This window comes from Escherichia albertii (genome assembly GCF_028622335.1).
Taxonomy (GTDB): Bacteria; Pseudomonadota; Gammaproteobacteria; order Enterobacterales; family Enterobacteriaceae; genus Escherichia; species Escherichia albertii.
In genome coordinates this window covers 712,824-729,704 of record NZ_CP117568.1, presented here as the reverse complement: position 1 = coordinate 729,704, position 16,881 = coordinate 712,824, and the positions used below count along the sequence as shown (strand labels likewise).

Annotated in this window: 16 protein-coding genes and 1 other RNA gene; 10 read left to right on the top strand and 7 right to left on the bottom strand. The window is 49.6% G+C overall.

From position 1 onward, the window contains the following. Positions 1–22: 22 nt before the first annotated feature. The 4 genes from PS053_RS03495 to ydiK all read right to left on the bottom strand — a co-directional run bounded on the left by PS053_RS03495 (position 23) and on the right by ydiK (position 3,235). Positions 23–1,237, bottom strand: coding sequence for an MFS transporter (locus tag PS053_RS03495; protein WP_059253418.1), 1,215 nt, complete (start codon positions 1,235–1,237; stop codon positions 23–25). A 100-nt stretch (positions 1,238–1,337) separates the two neighbouring features. After that, positions 1,338–1,694 (bottom strand): YdiL family protein, encoded by a 357-nt coding sequence (locus tag PS053_RS03490; RefSeq protein WP_059218829.1) that lies wholly within the window; start codon positions 1,692–1,694, stop codon positions 1,338–1,340. 136 nt (positions 1,695–1,830) lie between these two features. Continuing rightward, positions 1,831–1,938, bottom strand: an RNA gene (gene rprA, locus PS053_RS03485) — antisense sRNA RprA. A gap of 184 nt (positions 1,939–2,122) precedes the next feature. Then, positions 2,123–3,235 (bottom strand): AI-2E family transporter YdiK, encoded by a 1,113-nt coding sequence (ydiK, locus tag PS053_RS03480; RefSeq protein ID WP_054410559.1) that lies wholly within the window; start codon positions 3,233–3,235, stop codon positions 2,123–2,125. A gap of 388 nt (positions 3,236–3,623) precedes the next feature. Between ydiK and ydiJ the strand changes: the two genes are divergently transcribed. The 10 genes from ydiJ (at position 3,624) to ldtE (ending at position 14,594) form a co-directional block, all read left to right on the top strand. Next, complete coding sequence (gene ydiJ / locus PS053_RS03475) at positions 3,624–6,680, top strand: D-2-hydroxyglutarate dehydrogenase YdiJ (protein WP_256878957.1); 3,057 nt, start codon at positions 3,624–3,626, stop codon at positions 6,678–6,680. Then, positions 6,677–7,087 (top strand): 1,4-dihydroxy-2-naphthoyl-CoA hydrolase, encoded by a 411-nt coding sequence (gene menI / locus PS053_RS03470; RefSeq protein WP_000637921.1) that lies wholly within the window; start codon positions 6,677–6,679, stop codon positions 7,085–7,087. The genes ydiJ and menI overlap by 4 nt, the downstream gene beginning before the upstream one ends. A gap of 99 nt (positions 7,088–7,186) precedes the next feature. After that, positions 7,187–7,375 (top strand): YdiH family protein, encoded by a 189-nt coding sequence (locus PS053_RS03465; protein ID WP_002462239.1) that lies wholly within the window; start codon positions 7,187–7,189, stop codon positions 7,373–7,375. A gap of 553 nt (positions 7,376–7,928) precedes the next feature. Beyond that, positions 7,929–8,297 carry a Fe-S cluster assembly scaffold SufA gene (gene sufA, locus PS053_RS03460; RefSeq protein WP_000367148.1) on the top strand — a complete coding sequence of 123 codons (369 nt, stop codon included), beginning with the start codon at positions 7,929–7,931 and terminating at the stop codon, positions 8,295–8,297. Between the two features lie 8 nt (positions 8,298–8,305). Further along, positions 8,306–9,793 carry a Fe-S cluster assembly protein SufB gene (gene sufB / locus PS053_RS03455; protein WP_059216332.1) on the top strand — a complete coding sequence of 496 codons (1,488 nt, stop codon included), beginning with the start codon at positions 8,306–8,308 and terminating at the stop codon, positions 9,791–9,793. A 9-nt stretch (positions 9,794–9,802) separates the two neighbouring features. Beyond that, entirely contained in the window at positions 9,803–10,549 is a 747-nt protein-coding gene (sufC, locus tag PS053_RS03450; RefSeq protein WP_025238944.1) for a Fe-S cluster assembly ATPase SufC, read from the top strand. Further along, a complete protein-coding gene (gene sufD, locus PS053_RS03445; protein ID WP_256878958.1) occupies positions 10,524–11,795 on the top strand; it encodes a Fe-S cluster assembly protein SufD in 1,272 nt (423 codons plus the stop codon). Before sufC ends, sufD begins: the two co-directional genes overlap by 26 nt. After that, positions 11,792–13,012 carry a cysteine desulfurase SufS gene (gene sufS, locus PS053_RS03440; RefSeq protein ID WP_000144543.1) on the top strand — a complete coding sequence of 407 codons (1,221 nt, stop codon included), beginning with the start codon at positions 11,792–11,794 and terminating at the stop codon, positions 13,010–13,012. Before sufD ends, sufS begins: the two co-directional genes overlap by 4 nt. 12 nt (positions 13,013–13,024) lie before the next feature. After that, positions 13,025–13,441: a cysteine desulfuration protein SufE gene (gene sufE / locus PS053_RS03435; RefSeq protein ID WP_000279729.1), complete on the top strand. Its 417-nt coding sequence runs from the start codon at positions 13,025–13,027 to the stop codon at positions 13,439–13,441. A gap of 148 nt (positions 13,442–13,589) precedes the next feature. Then, positions 13,590–14,594: a L,D-transpeptidase LdtE gene (gene ldtE, locus PS053_RS03430; protein WP_256878959.1), complete on the top strand. Its 1,005-nt coding sequence runs from the start codon at positions 13,590–13,592 to the stop codon at positions 14,592–14,594. Between the two features lie 62 nt (positions 14,595–14,656). Here ldtE and lpp read toward each other — a convergent pair whose 3' ends face one another. The 3 genes from lpp to ynhH form a co-directional block, all read right to left on the bottom strand. Then, positions 14,657–14,893 carry a murein lipoprotein Lpp gene (gene lpp / locus PS053_RS03425; RefSeq protein WP_000648420.1) on the bottom strand — a complete coding sequence of 79 codons (237 nt, stop codon included), beginning with the start codon at positions 14,891–14,893 and terminating at the stop codon, positions 14,657–14,659. A 310-nt stretch (positions 14,894–15,203) separates the two neighbouring features. Then, positions 15,204–16,616 (bottom strand): pyruvate kinase PykF, encoded by a 1,413-nt coding sequence (gene pykF, locus PS053_RS03420; RefSeq protein WP_002462236.1) that lies wholly within the window; start codon positions 16,614–16,616, stop codon positions 15,204–15,206. 7 nt (positions 16,617–16,623) lie between these two features. Next, positions 16,624–16,818, bottom strand: coding sequence for a protein YnhH (gene ynhH / locus PS053_RS03415; RefSeq protein WP_242704109.1), 195 nt, complete (start codon positions 16,816–16,818; stop codon positions 16,624–16,626). Between the last annotated feature and the right edge of the window lie 63 nt (positions 16,819–16,881).

Genomic DNA, 16,881 nt, shown 5'->3' with positions numbered 1-16,881 from the left:
ACGTAACAAAAATAATGTTGCATCAGAGACCTGTGGCAACGTTTTCCTGTACTGACTGATGTTGTGCTTCTTTTCTGCTGCGCAGACCAATAAACAGCGCCAATAAAAAGCCGACGGCGGCAATAGCCGTATCGAACCACATAATATCGGCAATACTTCTTTCTGAAAGATGCGCGGTAATCAACGGAATGGTAAATGTTGCAATGCTACCCGCACTGTAATAGATCCCTGTTGCTTTGCCTTTGGCGTGGGGAAAACGTTCGGCCATTAACGTCAGGCCAATTTGTACAACACCGCCTGCGGAGGTAAAACCGATGACGAAAGCAAAAGCGATCACCACATAAAATGTGGGTTGTAGGCAGACGATGAGTAGAGCAATAAACGAAATAAAAGTATAAAGCATCAATAAGGATGTAGCACGTACGGCTTTACGTATCAGTGGCGCAGTGATAAATACGCAAAGCAGCGATCCTACCGTATAAATGCTTAATAATTTTATTGACATAGTGTAGGGCATTCCGGCAACAAATTGCCCATATTGCGCCAGCCATTGGCTTATCAGATAGAATGTTGCCATTGAAATATAGCCATATAAGGTATAGCTGGTGAGATCGATAATTGAACAGCGATGCGCCGAAGGCGTTTTGAGTTTTTCTGGCGTGACGACTTGCCGTCCCGGATGTGGCGGAAAGGTACAGCGACATAAAAAGAGAGCATTAATGATCATAATGCCTGCGGCGATCATAAATGACCAACCGAACCACAACTCAGCCCAGACTAACAGGCTAATAATTAACGGTAATAAAAATTGTCCACTGGAAACAAACGCTTTGATTAGAATATTTGCTGTGCCTGGCGAACGAGGAAATGCCTCCATCAGGCTTGGATAGGTTCCGGCATCAAGAAAACTATTTGCCATTCCAGCCAGAAAACCAAAAACATAAGCGGTAATGATGTTATTCGCGTGCAGAATACCAAAAAAGAATGCCAGGTAGCAGCTTATACCGAGAATGATAAATGGTCGACGACCAAAGCGATCGGATAATAATCCTGCCAGAAACAGAACGCTTAATCGGCCAATACCTAGTGATGAGATGACGACGGAAACCCCCGCCGCATTGGTATGCCACAGCGTTTCCAGCGAGGCCATATTCAGGCTCATCAAAATGACGCCCATACCATGCACCAGGTAATTGAAATACAACCCCTGCGCGGTAGGGAAATAGGGATTTTTCATAAGATCCACTTAGCAAATTTGCTGTAAAAATGTCGCGATGTTATATCAGTATCTGTTCACTATTTTGGCCAGATGGTGAGAGCGCATCTTTGACCGGGGATCAACAAAGACGTTCCAGATCATGAGCGTATAATTCGGTTGCGACGGATTGGTAAATCTTCCAGTCAATAAAATTACCTTCAGGGTAGACCTGTTGAAATGCAGCTAAATCAGGGAAAAAACGCATGGTGTTATTCCCAATACGGTTATTTATTTTTTCTATGATGGCATGAAGGTGTTTTTTTCTTCGCTGACGCATTGCCAACAATTTTTCAACGATTTCGTCGGGAATAGCTGTTTTTCCATTTTCCCACTGCTGCCAACCTTCACTGTCACCCGTCAGGGCAATCCATGTCGCGCATTCATCAATGGTCATAGTAAAAATATGGCGTAGTGCCTGGAGTTCATAAGCGTTCATCGTGTTATGGCTGCATGAAAAAAAGAATAAAAATATAAATAGCACTATCAGCCTGCTAACGACTTGAAGAGAGTCACAGTATCTTGTGCAACATTATTGGAGAGAACGAGAGACGGGATGAGTGAGCGGAAAAATGTTAAAAAAAAGCCCATCGTGGGAGATGGGCAAAGACTACACACAGCAATTTGTTATTTCACTCAGGGGATTTCCATGCTTATAAATCAATACGTTGATCTATAATCGTGAGCTAATAGTAGGCATACGGACTTTTTGCGTCGATCAGATTCGTCTTATTAGTTTAAAAGCTGTAAAGATTTTGCGACGGGAAATGACGGTTGAATGAAAGTACGTCGGAGAATGAAAGAGCAAAAATGGATAGTTAATAAATGATGGTTAAGAATCAGGCGGCAAAGCCGCCTGATGAGAGATTATTTATTCGTTTTTTCTATTTCCCCCAGTTCTTCGAGAATTTCCTCATGTTGGTCAGTTGGTGGTGGAACTTCTTCGACCCAGGCTGCAAAAAGACGCCAGGATACGGCCAGCAGAACAGGACCAATAAACAGGCCGATCATACCAAAGGCAATTAAGCCCCCGATAACCCCGGAGAGGATTAGAATCAGCGGTAAATCGGCGCCCATGCGAATAAGCATAGGACGGATGATATTATCCAGCGTCCCAACTACGCCGCTCCACACCAGCAGCACAGTGCCCCAGGTGGTGTCACCTGTCCAGTAGAGCCAGATAATCGCTGGAATCAATACTGGCAACGGGCCAAGCTGGACAAGGCAGGAGAGGATCATTAATACCGTCAACAACGTTGCGTAGGGAACGCCGGCAACCGCCAGACCAATGCCGCCAAGCACCGCCTGAACCAGAGCGGTGACTACTACCCCCAACGCCACGGCACGAATGGCTTGCGCCGCCAGTAACACAGCCGCATCACCGCGAACGCCCGCCAGACGGGTCGCAAAATGGCGGATGCCTTGCGCTACCTGTTCGCCGCGCCAGTACAGCAGGGCGCTGAACAGCAGCATCAGCGCACAATGCATCATAAAACGTCCAATGTGCGCTGCCTGTCCAACAAACCAGGTGGTAGTGGTGCCAATATAAGGACGGACTTTCGCCATGATCGCCGTGCCGCCCATATCCAGCAAATTATGCCAACCAGCGTAAAGCTTCGCGCCAATTACCGGGATGGTATTAAGCCAGGCGAGATCGGGTAGCGTCATGTCACCACTGGAGATGGCTTTGATCAGCGGGCCGCTGCCGTCAACAATGCTATTAACCAGTAAAGCAATAGGGATGATAAACACCATCACTAATAACATTGTCATCACCAGCACGGCGAGAGAGCGACGGCCAAACATGATCTTTTGTAAGCGTAACAATACCGGCCATGTGGCGATAACCACCGTACCGGCCCATGCAAAGCCGAGAATAAAGGGTTGAACAATCCACAGACATGCCACAATCATGATGGCTAAAAACAGCACCGAAAGCAGAATTTGTGCAACATCCCTGGGCTGACGAATATTTACCATAACTACTTTTCACCTTTTTTGTGCGTCAAATCGTCGACGCGACGTGAATACGCAAAACTCACCTATATAATGATGAGCAATTTCAGCGGTTTTTAACAGAACGATTCTGCCCTTAATTCTGATGGGCGAGTAAGAAAAAAATGTGGTACAACAACTCAGGCAACACGCAAACGATTTACTCGTCATGTTTCAAGTTGCATGTGCTGCGGCTACGTTCGTTCCCCCCAGTCACTTACTTTTGTAAGCTCCTGGAGTTCACTCGCTTGCCGCCTTCCTGCAACTCGAAATCCATAGAGTAAGTAAACATCACCTTTCGGTTCGCTATTGCAGCAGCCTGAAAGAACCGTGTATCGACCTACATCACAGACCGCAGGAAAGGGTCAATATAATGATTCCACAGATTTCCCAGGCACCCGGCGTCGTTCAACTGGTGCTTAATTTTTTGCAAGAGCTTGAGCAACAGGGGTTTACTGGCGATACGGCAACAAGCTATGCCGATCGTCTGACAATGTCGACCGACAACAGTATTTATCAACTTCTTCCCGATGCAGTGGTATTTCCACGTTCAACCGCAGATGTGACGCTGCTCGTCCGTCTGGCGGCGCAGGAGCGCTATTCATCGCTGATCTTTACTCCGCGCGGCGGTGGCACTGGTACTAATGGTCAGGCGCTCAATCAGGGGATTATTGTTGATATGTCCCGCCATATGAACCGTATTATCGAAATTAATCCTGAAGAGGGGTGGGTTCGTGTTGAAGCAGGGGTCATTAAAGACCAACTTAACCAATACCTGAAACCGTACGGCTATTTTTTTGCGCCGGAACTCTCAACCAGTAATCGGGCAACGCTTGGTGGGATGATAAACACTGATGCGTCCGGTCAGGGGTCGCTGGTGTATGGGAAAACCTCAGATCACGTACTGGGCGTGCGGGCGGTGTTGTTGGGGGGCGATATTCTCGATACGCAACCTTTACCCGTTGAACTGGCTGAAACATTGGGTAAAACCAATACCACTATTGGACGAGTCTACAACACTGTTTATCAACGCTGCCGTCAGCAACGCCAGTTAATCATCGACAAATTCCCCAAACTTAATCGCTTTTTAACCGGTTACGATCTGCGTCATGTTTTTAACGATGAGATGACCGAGTTTGACCTGACGCGCATTCTGACCGGGTCAGAAGGGACGCTGGCTTTTATTACTGAAGCGCGTCTGGATATTACTCGTCTGCCTAAAGTGCGCCGTCTGGTGAACGTCAAATATGATTCTTTTGATTCTGCACTGCGTAACGCGCCGTTTATGGTAGAAGCTCGCGCGCTTTCGGTTGAGACGGTGGATTCTAAAGTCCTGAACCTGGCGCGAGAAGATATTGTCTGGCACTCCGTCAGTGAGCTGATTACCGATGTACCCGACAAAGAGATGCTCGGGTTGAACATTGTTGAATTTGCAGGCGATGATGAGTCACTGATTGACGAGCAGGTGAATGCGCTTTGTGCGCGGCTGGATGAGCTTATCGCCAGCCAACAAGCAGGGGTGATTGGCTGGCAGGTGTGCCGCGAACTGGCGGGTGTCGAACGTATTTATGCGATGCGTAAAAAAGCCGTTGGGTTATTGGGAAATGCCAAAGGCCAGGCAAAACCGATTCCTTTTGCCGAAGATACCTGCGTTCCGCCGGAACACCTGGCGGATTATATTGCTGAGTTTCGCGCGTTGCTCGATAGTCACGGCTTAAGTTATGGCATGTTTGGTCACGTTGATGCGGGGGTGTTGCACGTTCGTCCGGCACTGGATATGTGTGACCCACAGCAAGAGGTTTTGATGAAGCAAATCTCTGATGATGTGGTGGCGCTTACCGCGAAATACGGTGGTTTGTTGTGGGGCGAGCATGGTAAAGGTTTTCGTGCCGAATACAGCCCGGCGTTTTTTGGTGAGGAACTTTTTGCTGAACTGCGCAAAGTCAAAGCGGCGTTTGATCCGCATAACCGGCTTAATCCAGGGAAAATTTGTCCGCCAGAAGGCATTGACGCGCCTATGATGAAAGTGGATGCGCTGAAGCGCGGGACGTATGACCGACAGATCCCCATCGCAGTGCGTCAGCAGTGGCGCGGGGCCATGGAATGTAATGGCAACGGTCTTTGTTTTAACTTTGATGCCCGCAGCCCAATGTGCCCGTCGATGAAAATCAGTCAGAACCGGATTCATTCACCAAAAGGGCGAGCGACTCTGGTACGCGAATGGCTACGTTTGCTGGCCGATCGCGGCGTAGATCCCTTAAAGCTGGAGCAGGAACTACCGGAAACGCGCGCCAGTTTGCGTATGTTGATTGCCCGCACCCGTAATAGCTGGCATGCAAATAAAGGCGAATATGACTTCTCTCACGAAGTCAAAGAGGCGATGTCAGGTTGTCTGGCTTGTAAAGCGTGTTCGACCCAGTGCCCAATCAAAATTGACGTGCCGGAGTTCCGTTCTCGCTTTCTGCAGCTTTACCACACTCGTTATTTGCGCCCGTTGCGTGATCATCTGGTCGCAACGGTTGAGAGTTATGCTCCGTTGATGGCGCGCGCGCCGAAGACTTTTAACTTCTTTCTTCGCCAGCCGTTGGTGCGCAAACTCTCTGAAAAGCACATCGGTATGGTTGATTTACCGCTGCTTTCGGTACCGTCGCTGCAACAACAAATGGTAGGGCATCGCTCGGCGAACATGACGCTGGAACAGCTTGAAGCCCTCAATACAGAGCAGAAAGCGCGTACGGTGCTGGTGGTGCAGGATCCTTTTACCAGCTATTACGATGCGCAGGTGGTAGCGGATTTTGTACGCCTGATCGAGAAATTAGGCTATCAGCCGGTGCTGCTGCCGTTCTCGCCGAACGGTAAAGCGCAGCATATCAAGGGATTCCTCACACGCTTTGCGAAAACGGCGAAAAAAACGGCGGATTTCCTCAACCGCGTGGCGAAGCTGGGAATGCCAATGGTGGGCGTCGATCCGGCACTGGTGCTCTGTTATCGTGATGAATATAAACTGGTCCTCGGCGAGGAACGCGGCGAGTTTAACGTCTTGCTGGCGAATGAATGGTTGGCAGGCGCGCTTCAGCCTCAGCCAGAGCTTATAGCCAGCGGTGAAGCGTGGTATTTCTTTGGTCACTGTACTGAAGTCACTGCTTTGCCCGGCGCGCCTGCCCAGTGGGCCGCTATATTTGCCCGTTTTGGCGCAAAGCTGGAGAATGTTAGCGTTGGTTGTTGCGGTATGGCGGGCACTTACGGACATGAAGCGAAAAATCATAAAAACTCGCTCGGTATCTATGAGTTATCCTGGCATCAGGCAATGCAGCGGTTGCCACGTAATCGCTGTCTGGCGACCGGATATTCCTGTCGCAGTCAGGTGAAACGGGTTGAAGGGACAGGGGTACGCCATCCTGTGCAAGCATTACTGGAGATCATTAAATGATATGGAAACGTGAAGCCACCCTTGAAGCACTGAATGCCATGGGGGACGGAAATATGGTGGGGTTGCTGGATATTCGCTTTGAGCGTATTGGCGACGATACTCTGGAAGCGACGATGCCGGTAGATCAACGAACAAAGCAGCCGCTTGGGCTGCTGCATGGCGGTGCATCGGTGGTCCTTGCAGAGAGTATCGGTTCTATTGCCGGTTATTTATGTACTGAAGGTGATCAAAAAGTCGTTGGCTTAGAAATTAATGCTAACCATGTGCGATCGGCGCGAGAAGGGCGAGTCCGCGGCGTTTGCAGACCGTTACATCTCGGTTCGCGTCATCAGGTCTGGCAGATCGAAATCTTCGATGAGAAAGGGCGTTTGTGCTGTTCATCACGATTGACGACGGCCATTTTGTGACGTTGTCACTAAAAAAGTGTGACGCATATTGCTTTTGGTTATTATCTGCGCAGTAAACGGTGGTATACTGTGCAGGTCTTGTCTACAAGCGAGGATGTTATGTCTACTCAACTCAATCCCACCCAACTGGCAATCGAGTTTTTACGCCGCGACCAAAGCAATCTTTCTCCTGCCCAATATCTCAAACGACTGAAACAATTAGAACTTGAATTTGCTGACCTGCTCGCGCTCTCTTCTACTGAACTGGTTGAAGAAATCTACTTCGCCTGGCGTCTGGGCGTCCATTAATCGTTACTGAATATAGTCTGTACGCCCTATTGACCTGGATTAATATTTTGTCCAGGTCTGACCATTTTCCTCTCATCTGTCTCGTTTTTACTCGTTTGATCTTGCTTAAAAAAAATACAAATCGAAGTTTGTGTTAAAACGGCGGTCGGATCTTATGAGATTATTCTTATCGCCCCTTCAAGAGCTAAGCCACTGTGAGTGCCGGAGATAAGCGCCGGGTGGGGTAGAAACCCTTAAGTCTGTGTTGTACAGACTTAAGGGTTTTCTTATTTTATGAGCCCGCTATTTTTTACCTATCTCTTAAATAGTCATTTCCAATACAACTTTTTCTTTTCCATCACAGCCTTAACTCTCTTCCGATAAGAATCATTATTTAACAATGAGATATCTGATTTTTCTCGTACCTGTTAACCCACACATCAGGGTCTATGCTTATTAAATGCAGGCAAAAAGCATGTTTTACGGAAAAGCCCCTGCGTTTTCTGTGTTGTACTGATAATCATTATCACTAACATGCTGTTATATGCTGAAAGCGATGAAGTGAGGTAAGTCGATGGACATGCATTCAGAAACGTTTAATCCAGAGGATTTCGCCTGGCAGGGCTTAACGCTGACACCCGCTGCCGCGGTCCACATCTGTGAGCTGGTGGCAAAGCAGCCTGGTATGGTCGGTGTGCGTTTAGGCGTCAAACAAACCGGCTGTGCGGGCTTTGGCTATGTGCTCGATAGCGTCAGCGAGCCGGACAAAGACGATCTGCTTTTTGAACACGACGGCGCGAAGCTGTACGTCCCATTACAGGCAATGCCGTTTATTGATGGCACGGAAGTCGATTTCGTTCGTGAAGGTCTCAATCAGATATTCAAATTTCACAACCCGAAAGCCCAGAATGAATGTGGCTGTGGCGAAAGCTTTGGGGTATAGGCGGTACTATGTCTCGTAATACTGAAGCAACTGACGATGTCAAAACCTGGACCGGCGGCCCGCTGAATTATAAAGAAGGATTCTTCACCCAGTTAGCCACTGATGAGCTGGCAAAGGGGATAAACGAAGAGGTGGTGCGTGCAATCTCGGCGAAGCGTAATGAGCCGGAGTGGATGCTGGAGTTTCGCCTCAACGCCTATCGCGCATGGCTGGAGATGGAGGAACCGCACTGGCTAAAAGCGCACTATGACAAGCTGAATTATCAGGATTACAGCTATTACTCGGCACCATCATGCGGTAATTGTGACGACACCTGCGTGTCGGAACCCGGCGCGGTGCAGCAAACTGGCGCGAACGCTTTTTTAAGTAAAGAGGTGGAGGCGGCATTTGAGCAGTTAGGCGTTCCCGTGCGGGAAGGCAAAGAGGTGGCGGTGGATGCCATTTTCGACTCTGTTTCGGTTGCCACCACTTATCGCGAAAAACTGGCGGAGCAGGGAATTATTTTCTGTTCCTTTGGCGAGGCGATTCACGAACACCCGGAACTGGTGCGCAAATATCTCGGCACCGTGGTGCCGGGGAATGACAATTTCTTTGCCGCGCTTAATGCGGCGGTGGCCTCTGACGGTACGTTTATTTATGTGCCTAAAGGCGTGCGCTGCCCGATGGAACTTTCCACCTATTTCCGCATTAACGCGGAAAAAACCGGGCAGTTTGAGCGCACCATTCTGGTGGCCGACGAAGACAGCTACGTCAGCTACATTGAAGGTTGTTCCGCTCCGGTGCGTGACAGCTATCAGTTACACGCGGCGGTGGTAGAAGTCATCATCCATAAAAACGCCGAGGTGAAATATTCCACGGTGCAAAACTGGTTCCCTGGCGATAACAATAGCGGCGGTATTCTCAACTTCGTCACCAAGCGCGCTTTGTGCGAAGGGGAAAACAGTAAAATGTCATGGACGCAATCAGAAACCGGTTCAGCGATTACGTGGAAATATCCCAGCTGCATTTTGCGCGGCGATAACTCCATCGGTGAGTTTTACTCGGTGGCGCTAACCAGCGGTCATCAACAGGCCGATACCGGCACCAAAATGATCCACATCGGCAAAAACACCAAATCGACCATTATCTCGAAAGGGATCTCTGCCGGACACAGCCAGAACAGCTATCGCGGATTAGTGAAAATCATGCCGACGGCGACCAATGCACGCAACTTCACCCAGTGCGACTCAATGCTGATTGGCGCTAACTGTGGGGCGCATACCTTCCCGTATGTCGAGTGTCGTAACAATAGCGCTCAACTGGAACATGAGGCCACCACCTCGCGTATTGGCGAGGATCAACTGTTTTACTGCCTGCAACGCGGGATCAGCGAAGAAGACGCCATCTCAATGATTGTTAACGGCTTCTGCAAAGATGTTTTCTCGGAATTGCCGCTGGAATTTGCCGTTGAAGCACAAAAACTTCTCGCCATCAGTCTTGAACATAGCGTTGGATAAGGAATAAACATGTTAAGTATTAAAGATTTACACGTCAGCGTGGAAGATAAAGCTATTCTGCGCGGATTAAGCCTCGACGTTCGTCCCGGCGAAGTTCACGCCATTATGGGGCCAAACGGTTCGGGGAAAAGTACCTTATCGGCAACACTTGCCGGGCGCGAAGATTATGAAGTAACGGGCGGCACGATTGAGTTTAAAGGTAAAGATTTGCTTGAGTTGTCGCCGGAAGATCGTGCTGGCGAAGGCATCTTTATGGCCTTTCAGTATCCGGTGGAAATTCCTGGCGTCAGTAACCAGTTTTTTCTGCAAACGGCACTTAATGCAGTGCGTAGCTATCGTGGTCAGGACGCGCTCGACCGCTTTGATTTTCAGGATTTGATGGAAGAAAAAATCGCCCTGCTGAAGATGCCGGAAGATTTATTGACCCGCTCGGTGAACGTCGGTTTTTCCGGTGGCGAGAAAAAGCGTAACGATATTCTGCAAATGGCCGTGCTGGAGCCAGAACTGTGCATTCTTGATGAGTCGGATTCCGGGCTGGATATCGACGCATTAAAAGTGGTTGCCGATGGCGTGAACTCACTACGCGATGGCAAACGTTCATTCATCATTGTTACGCACTACCAGCGCATTCTCGACTACATCAAACCGGATTTCGTCCATGTGCTGTATCAGGGGCGGATTGTGAAATCTGGCGATTTTACGTTGGTCAAACAACTGGAGGAGCAGGGTTATGGCTGGCTTACCGAACAGCAGTAACGCGCTGCAACAGTGGCATCACTTGTTTGAGGCCAAAGGGGCGAAACGATCGCCGGAAGCTCAACAACACTTACAACAACTGCTACGTACCGGCCTGCCGACGCGTAAGCATGAGCACTGGAAATATACGCCGCTGGAAGGGCTGACCAATAGCCAGTTTGTCAGCATTGCGGGGGAGATATCCCCACAGCAGCGTGATGCCTTAGCGTTAACGTTAGACGCCGTGCGGCTGGTGTTTGTCGATGGACGTTACGTGTCAGCACTTAGCGATGCAACGGAAGGCAGCGGATATGAAGTAAGCATTAACGATGACCGTCAGGGATTGCCCGACGCCATTCAGGCGGAAGTGTTTCTCCATCTGACGGAAAGCCTGGCGCAAAGTGTTACGCATATCGCTGTGAAGCGCGGTCAACGGCCTGCGAAACCATTGCTGTTAATGCATATCACCCAGGGCGTGGCAGGTGAAGAGGTGAATACCGCCCATTATCGCCATCATCTGGAGCTGGCGGAAGGTGCCGAGGCGACGGTGATTGAGCATTTCGTTAGCCTTAACGAGGCCCGACATTTTACCGGTGCGCGGTTGACCATCAACGTGGCGGCGAACGCTCATTTGCAGCATATCAAGCTGGCGTTTGAAAACCCGGTCAGTCATCACTTTGCGCATAACGATATGTTGCTGGCAGACGATGCCACCGCATTTAGCCACAGTTTCCTGCTTGGCGGCGCCGTGTTACGGCACAACACCAGTACGCAGCTCAATGGCGAAAATAGCACGTTGCGTATCAATAGCCTGGCGATGCCGGTGAAAAACGAGGTGTGTGATACCCGCACCTGGCTGGAACACAATAAAGGTTTTTGTAATAGCCGCCAGTTGCACAAAACTATCGTTAGCGACAAAGGGCGCGCGGTTTTTAACGGTTTGATCAATGTCGCGCGGCACGCCATTAAAACTGACGGTCAGATGACCAACAATAACTTGTTGATGGGCAAACTGGCGGAGGTGGATACCAAACCACAACTGGAAATTTATGCTGATGACGTGAAATGCAGCCACGGCGCGACGGTGGGGCGTATTGATGACGAACAGATGTTCTATCTGCGCTCGCGCGGGATTAATCAGCAGGATGCCCAGCAGATGATCATCTACGCCTTTGCTGCCGAACTGACGGAGGCACTGCGTGATGAAGAGCTTAAACAGCAGGTGTTGGCGCGCATCGGTCAACGGCTGCCAGGAGGTGCAAGATGACGTTTTCCGTCGATAAAGTACGGGCCGATTTTCCGGTGCTCTCGCGAGAGGTGAATGGTCTGCCTCTGGCTTATCTCGACAGTGCCGCCAGCGCCCAGAAACCGGGCCAGGTGATTGACGCCGAGGCTGAATTTTATCGTCATGGCTATGCGGCGGTACACCGCGGTATCCATACATTAAGCGCTCAGGCGACCGAGAAAATGGAGAACGTGCGCAAGCGGGCATCGCTGTTTATTAATGCTCGTTCTGCAGAAGAACTGGTGTTTGTGCGTGGCACGACGGAAGGCATTAACCTGGTCGCCAATAGCTGGGGCAACAGCAACGTGCGGGCGGGCGATAACATCATCATCAGTCAGATGGAACATCATGCCAACATTGTTCCCTGGCAGATGCTTTGCGCGCGCGTTGGCGCCGAGTTGCGGGTGATTCCCCTTAACCCTGACGGTACGCTACAACTGGAGAGGCTATCCAATCTGTTCGATGAGAAAACTCGCCTGCTGGCGATTACTCATGTCTCCAATGTGCTGGGAACGGAGAACCCGCTGTCGGAGATGATTACGCTTGCGCATCAGTATGGCGCAAAAGTGCTGGTGGATGGCGCTCAGGCGGTGATGCACCATCCGGTAGACGTTCAGGCGCTGGACTGCGATTTCTACGTTTTTTCCGGGCATAAACTGTATGGTCCCACCGGGATTGGCATTCTGTATGTAAAAGAAGCCTTATTGCAGGAGATGCCGCCGTGGGAAGGGGGCGGGTCAATGATCGCTACCGTCAGCCTGAGTGAAGGCACCACCTGGGCCAAAGCGCCGTGGCGGTTTGAGGCGGGTACGCCCAATACCGGTGGCATTATTGGTCTTGGCGCGGCACTGGAGTATGTTTCAGCGCTGGGGCTTAACAACATTGCCGAGTATGAACAGAATCTGATGCATTATGCGCTGTCACAGCTGGAATCTGTACCGGATCTCACTCTGTATGGGCCACGGAACAGACTTGGCGTTATCGCTTTTAATCTCGGTAAACACCACGCCTATGACGTTGGCAGTTTTCTCGATAACTACGGCATTGCTGTGCGTACCGGACATCATTGCGCAATGCCATTAATGGCCTACTACAACGTCCCCGCTATGTGTCGGGCGTCGCTGGCTATGTATAACACCCATGAAGAAGTGGATCGCCTGGTGACCGGATTGCAACGTATTCATCGTCTGCTGGGATAACAGGGAGGCTTTATGGCTGTCTTGCCGGATAAAGAAAAATTGCTGCGTAACTTTTTACGTTGCGCCAACTGGGAAGAGAAGTATCTCTACATTATTGAACTGGGCCAGCGTCTGCCGGAATTACGCGATGAAGACAAAAGTCCGCAAAATAGTATTCAGGGCTGCCAGAGTCAGGTGTGGATTGTGATGTGTCAGAATGCGCAGGGAATTATTGAATTGCAGGGCGACAGCGATGCCGCCATTGTGAAAGGGCTTATTGCCGTTGTTTTTATTCTCTATGATCAAATGACGCCGCAGGATATTGTTAATTTTGATGTGCGCCCGTGGTTTGAAAAAATGGCTCTCACTCAACATCTCACCCCATCACGTTCGCAAGGTCTGGAAGCGATGATTCGCGCAATTCGCACCAAAGCTGCTGCACTTAGCTAAACTAAAGGGACAGCTTTCATCCGGTTGGCTCACTTTGCCGGATGGTCGATGCTTACTCTGGTCAGCACAGGAGTGTTTCGTCTTCAGGTAAGCATAAGTGCCATCCGACGTTTCAGCGTGAGTCTCCGGCAAATACAGGAGGTTTACAATGAAACGCGCGTCTTTGCTTACATTCGCTCTTATCGGCGCTTTTAGCGCTATCCACGCAGCCTGGGCGGTTGATTATCCGCTCCCACCAACCGGAAGCCGACTGGTTGGGCAAAATCAAACCTACACGGTGCAAGAGGGGGATAAAAATCTGCAAGCCATTGCCCGACGTTTTGATACTGCGGCAATGTTGATCCTTGAAGCCAATAACACTATCGCTCCAGTGCCAAAACCCGGTACGACGATAACGATTCCTTCGCAACTGTTATTACCTGATGCGCCGCGTCAGGGGATAATTGTCAATCTTGCTGAACTGCGCCTTTATTATTATCCGCCGGGAGAAAATATTGTGCAGGTCTACCCGATAGGAATTGGCTTGCAGGGACTGGAAACGCCGGTGATGGAAACGCGCGTAGGGCAGAAGATACCGAATCCAACCTGGACGCCAACTGCGGGGATTCGTCAGCGCTCACTGGAGCGTGGCATTAAATTACCGCCAGTTGTTCCTGCAGGGCCGAATAATCCATTAGGACGTTACGCGCTGCGTCTAGCACACGGCAATGGCGAATATCTCATTCATGGCACCAGCGCGCCGGATAGCGTCGGTTTGCGCGTCAGCTCGGGGTGTATTCGTATGAACGCGCCGGATATCAAAGCATTGTTCTCCAGCGTGAGAACAGGAACGCCGGTGAGAGTGATCAATGAACCGGTGAAATATTCCGTAGAACCGAATGGTATGCGTTATGTGGAAGTGCATCGACCATTGTCGGCAGAAGAACAGCAGAATGTTCAGACGATGCCGTATAAATTGCCCGTTGGTTTTATGCCATTCAAAGATAATCAGGCTGTAGATCAGACACGGGTCGATAAAGCATTGTATCGCCGGGCGGGGTATCCGGTTGCGGTAAGCCGTGGACAAACACCGAAGGTAAGTAATATGCCAACGGTAGAATCTGCGCAAAATAGTGAACCAGAGCAGGGTAATTTGTTACGTGCGACGCAATAGGTGTAATTAGCAAGCAAAAAAATGGCGCACAATGTGCGCCATTTTTCACTTCACAGGTACTATTACTTGCGGTATTTAGTAGCCATGTTGTCCAGACGCTGGTTAGCACGAGCTGCGTCATCTTTAGCAGCCTGAACGTCGGAACGCATTGCGTTCACGTCGTTGCTCAGCTGGTCAACTTTAGCGTTCAGAGTCTGAACGTCAGAAGACAGCTGATCGATTTTAGCGTTGCTGGAGCAACCTGCCAGCAGAGTAGAACCCAGGATTACCGCGCCCAGTACCAGTTTAGTAGCTTTCATTATTAATACCCTCTAGATTGAGTTAATCTCCATGTAGCGTTACAAGTATTACACAAAGTTTTTTATGTTGAGAATATTTTTTTGATGTGAAGGCACTTATTTTTGATCGTTCGCTCAAAGAAGCATCGAACGCTGAGTTTTAGATAAAAAAATTGAGAGAAAACAGGACGCTTCCATCGGATTCATCTTAGATAAAGTGAGATTATATAGTGAAATCCGATTTGATTTTTTATTGTTCCTGGTTATCGATTAAATAAAAAAAGCGCCCATAAGGGCGCTTTGATATACAAATTAATTCACAAAAGCAATATTACAGCACGTGAACAGATGCGGTGTTAGTGGTGCCGCTTGGTACCAGCGCACCGGAAACCATTACCACGACGTCGCCTTTGTGTGCCAGACCGCTTTGTAGCGCCAGTTCTTTACCCAGACGATAGAAATCATCAGTAGAGGTGATTTCTTTCACTAACTGCGGTACAACACCTTTGCTCAGCACCAGTTGGTGAGCCGTTTTTTCGTTAGTGGTCAGCGCCAGAATGGTGGCATCCGGGAAGTATTTACGCACTGCGCGAGCAGACTTACCGCCTCGGGTCGCTACGACGATCAGCGGCGCATCCAGTTTTTCCGCAGTTTCAACAGCGCCACGGCAAACCGCTTCGGTAATACGCAGTTTACGGTTGTCGTTGTTGAACTCGAGACGGCTGTTCATTACGCGGTCGGTACGTTCACAGATGGTCGCCATGATAGAAACCGCTTCCAGCGGATATTTACCTTTTGCTGACTCACCAGACAGCATGACTGCGTCGGTACCGTCGAGGATGGCGTTGGCAACGTCACCGGCTTCCGCACGAGTCGGACGTGGGTTTTTAATCATGGAATCCAGCATCTGGGTCGCCGTGATAACGACTTTACGTGCACGGATACATTTTTCGATCATCATTTTCTGGGCGAAGATAACTTCTTCAACCGGGATTTCTACACCCAGGTCGCCACGCGCAACCATGATGCCGTCAGACGCCTCGAGGATTTCGTCGAAGTTATTCAGGCCTTCCTGGTTTTCGATTTTAGAGATGATGTGGATGTTTTCGCCGCCGTGTGCTTTCAGGTGCTCACGGATTTCGATAACGTCAGAACGCTTACGAATAAAGGACGCAGCAACAAAGTCAACGCCTTGTTCGCAACCGAAGATCAGATCCTGTTTGTCTTTTTCAGCAAGAGCTGGCAGAGCGATGGAAACACCTGGCAGGTTGACGCCTTTGTTTTCACCCAGATCGCCGTTGTTCAGTACCTTACAGATAACTTTGTTACCTTCAATAGCGGTAACTTCCATACCGATCAGACCATCGTCAACCAGTACGGTGTTGCCGACGGACAAGTCAGTGGTGAAACCTTCATAAGTTACCGCAACCATTTCGTTGTTGCCGATAACGGATTTGTCAGTAGTGAAAGTAAAGGTCTGACCGGCTTTCAGAGAAACGTCATTACCGCCTTCCAGTTTCATGGTGCGGATTTCCGGGCCTTTAGTATCGAGCAGGATAGCGGCGGTTTTACCGGTTTTGCTCATCACGTTGCGCAGATTCTGAATGCGCTGACCGTGTTCTGCATAGTCACCATGAGAGAAGTTCAGACGCATAACGTTCATGCCTGCGTCCAGCATTTTAGCTAACATCTCTTCAGATTCGGTTTTTGGTCCGATGGTGCAAACAATTTTGGTCTTTTTCATGACAGTCTTAGTCTTTAAGTTGAGAAGGATAGGAGAAACTTGCTTTCTGGGCGCACTGCCGAAAAGCGAATTCGGTATTACGAAAGTGATAGTGCCTCGCTCTAAGGATAGGTGACATCGAAAAAGCGTGCAGAGGAATGTGTGCTTGCGTCTCAGCCCAACGCGGGTGCCTGTTTTTGAGTCGTTGAGTTCTACAGTCCAAAGTGCTGAAACCATTCAAGAGTCAATTGGCGCGCATTATACGCTGAATTTAATCCAAAAGGAA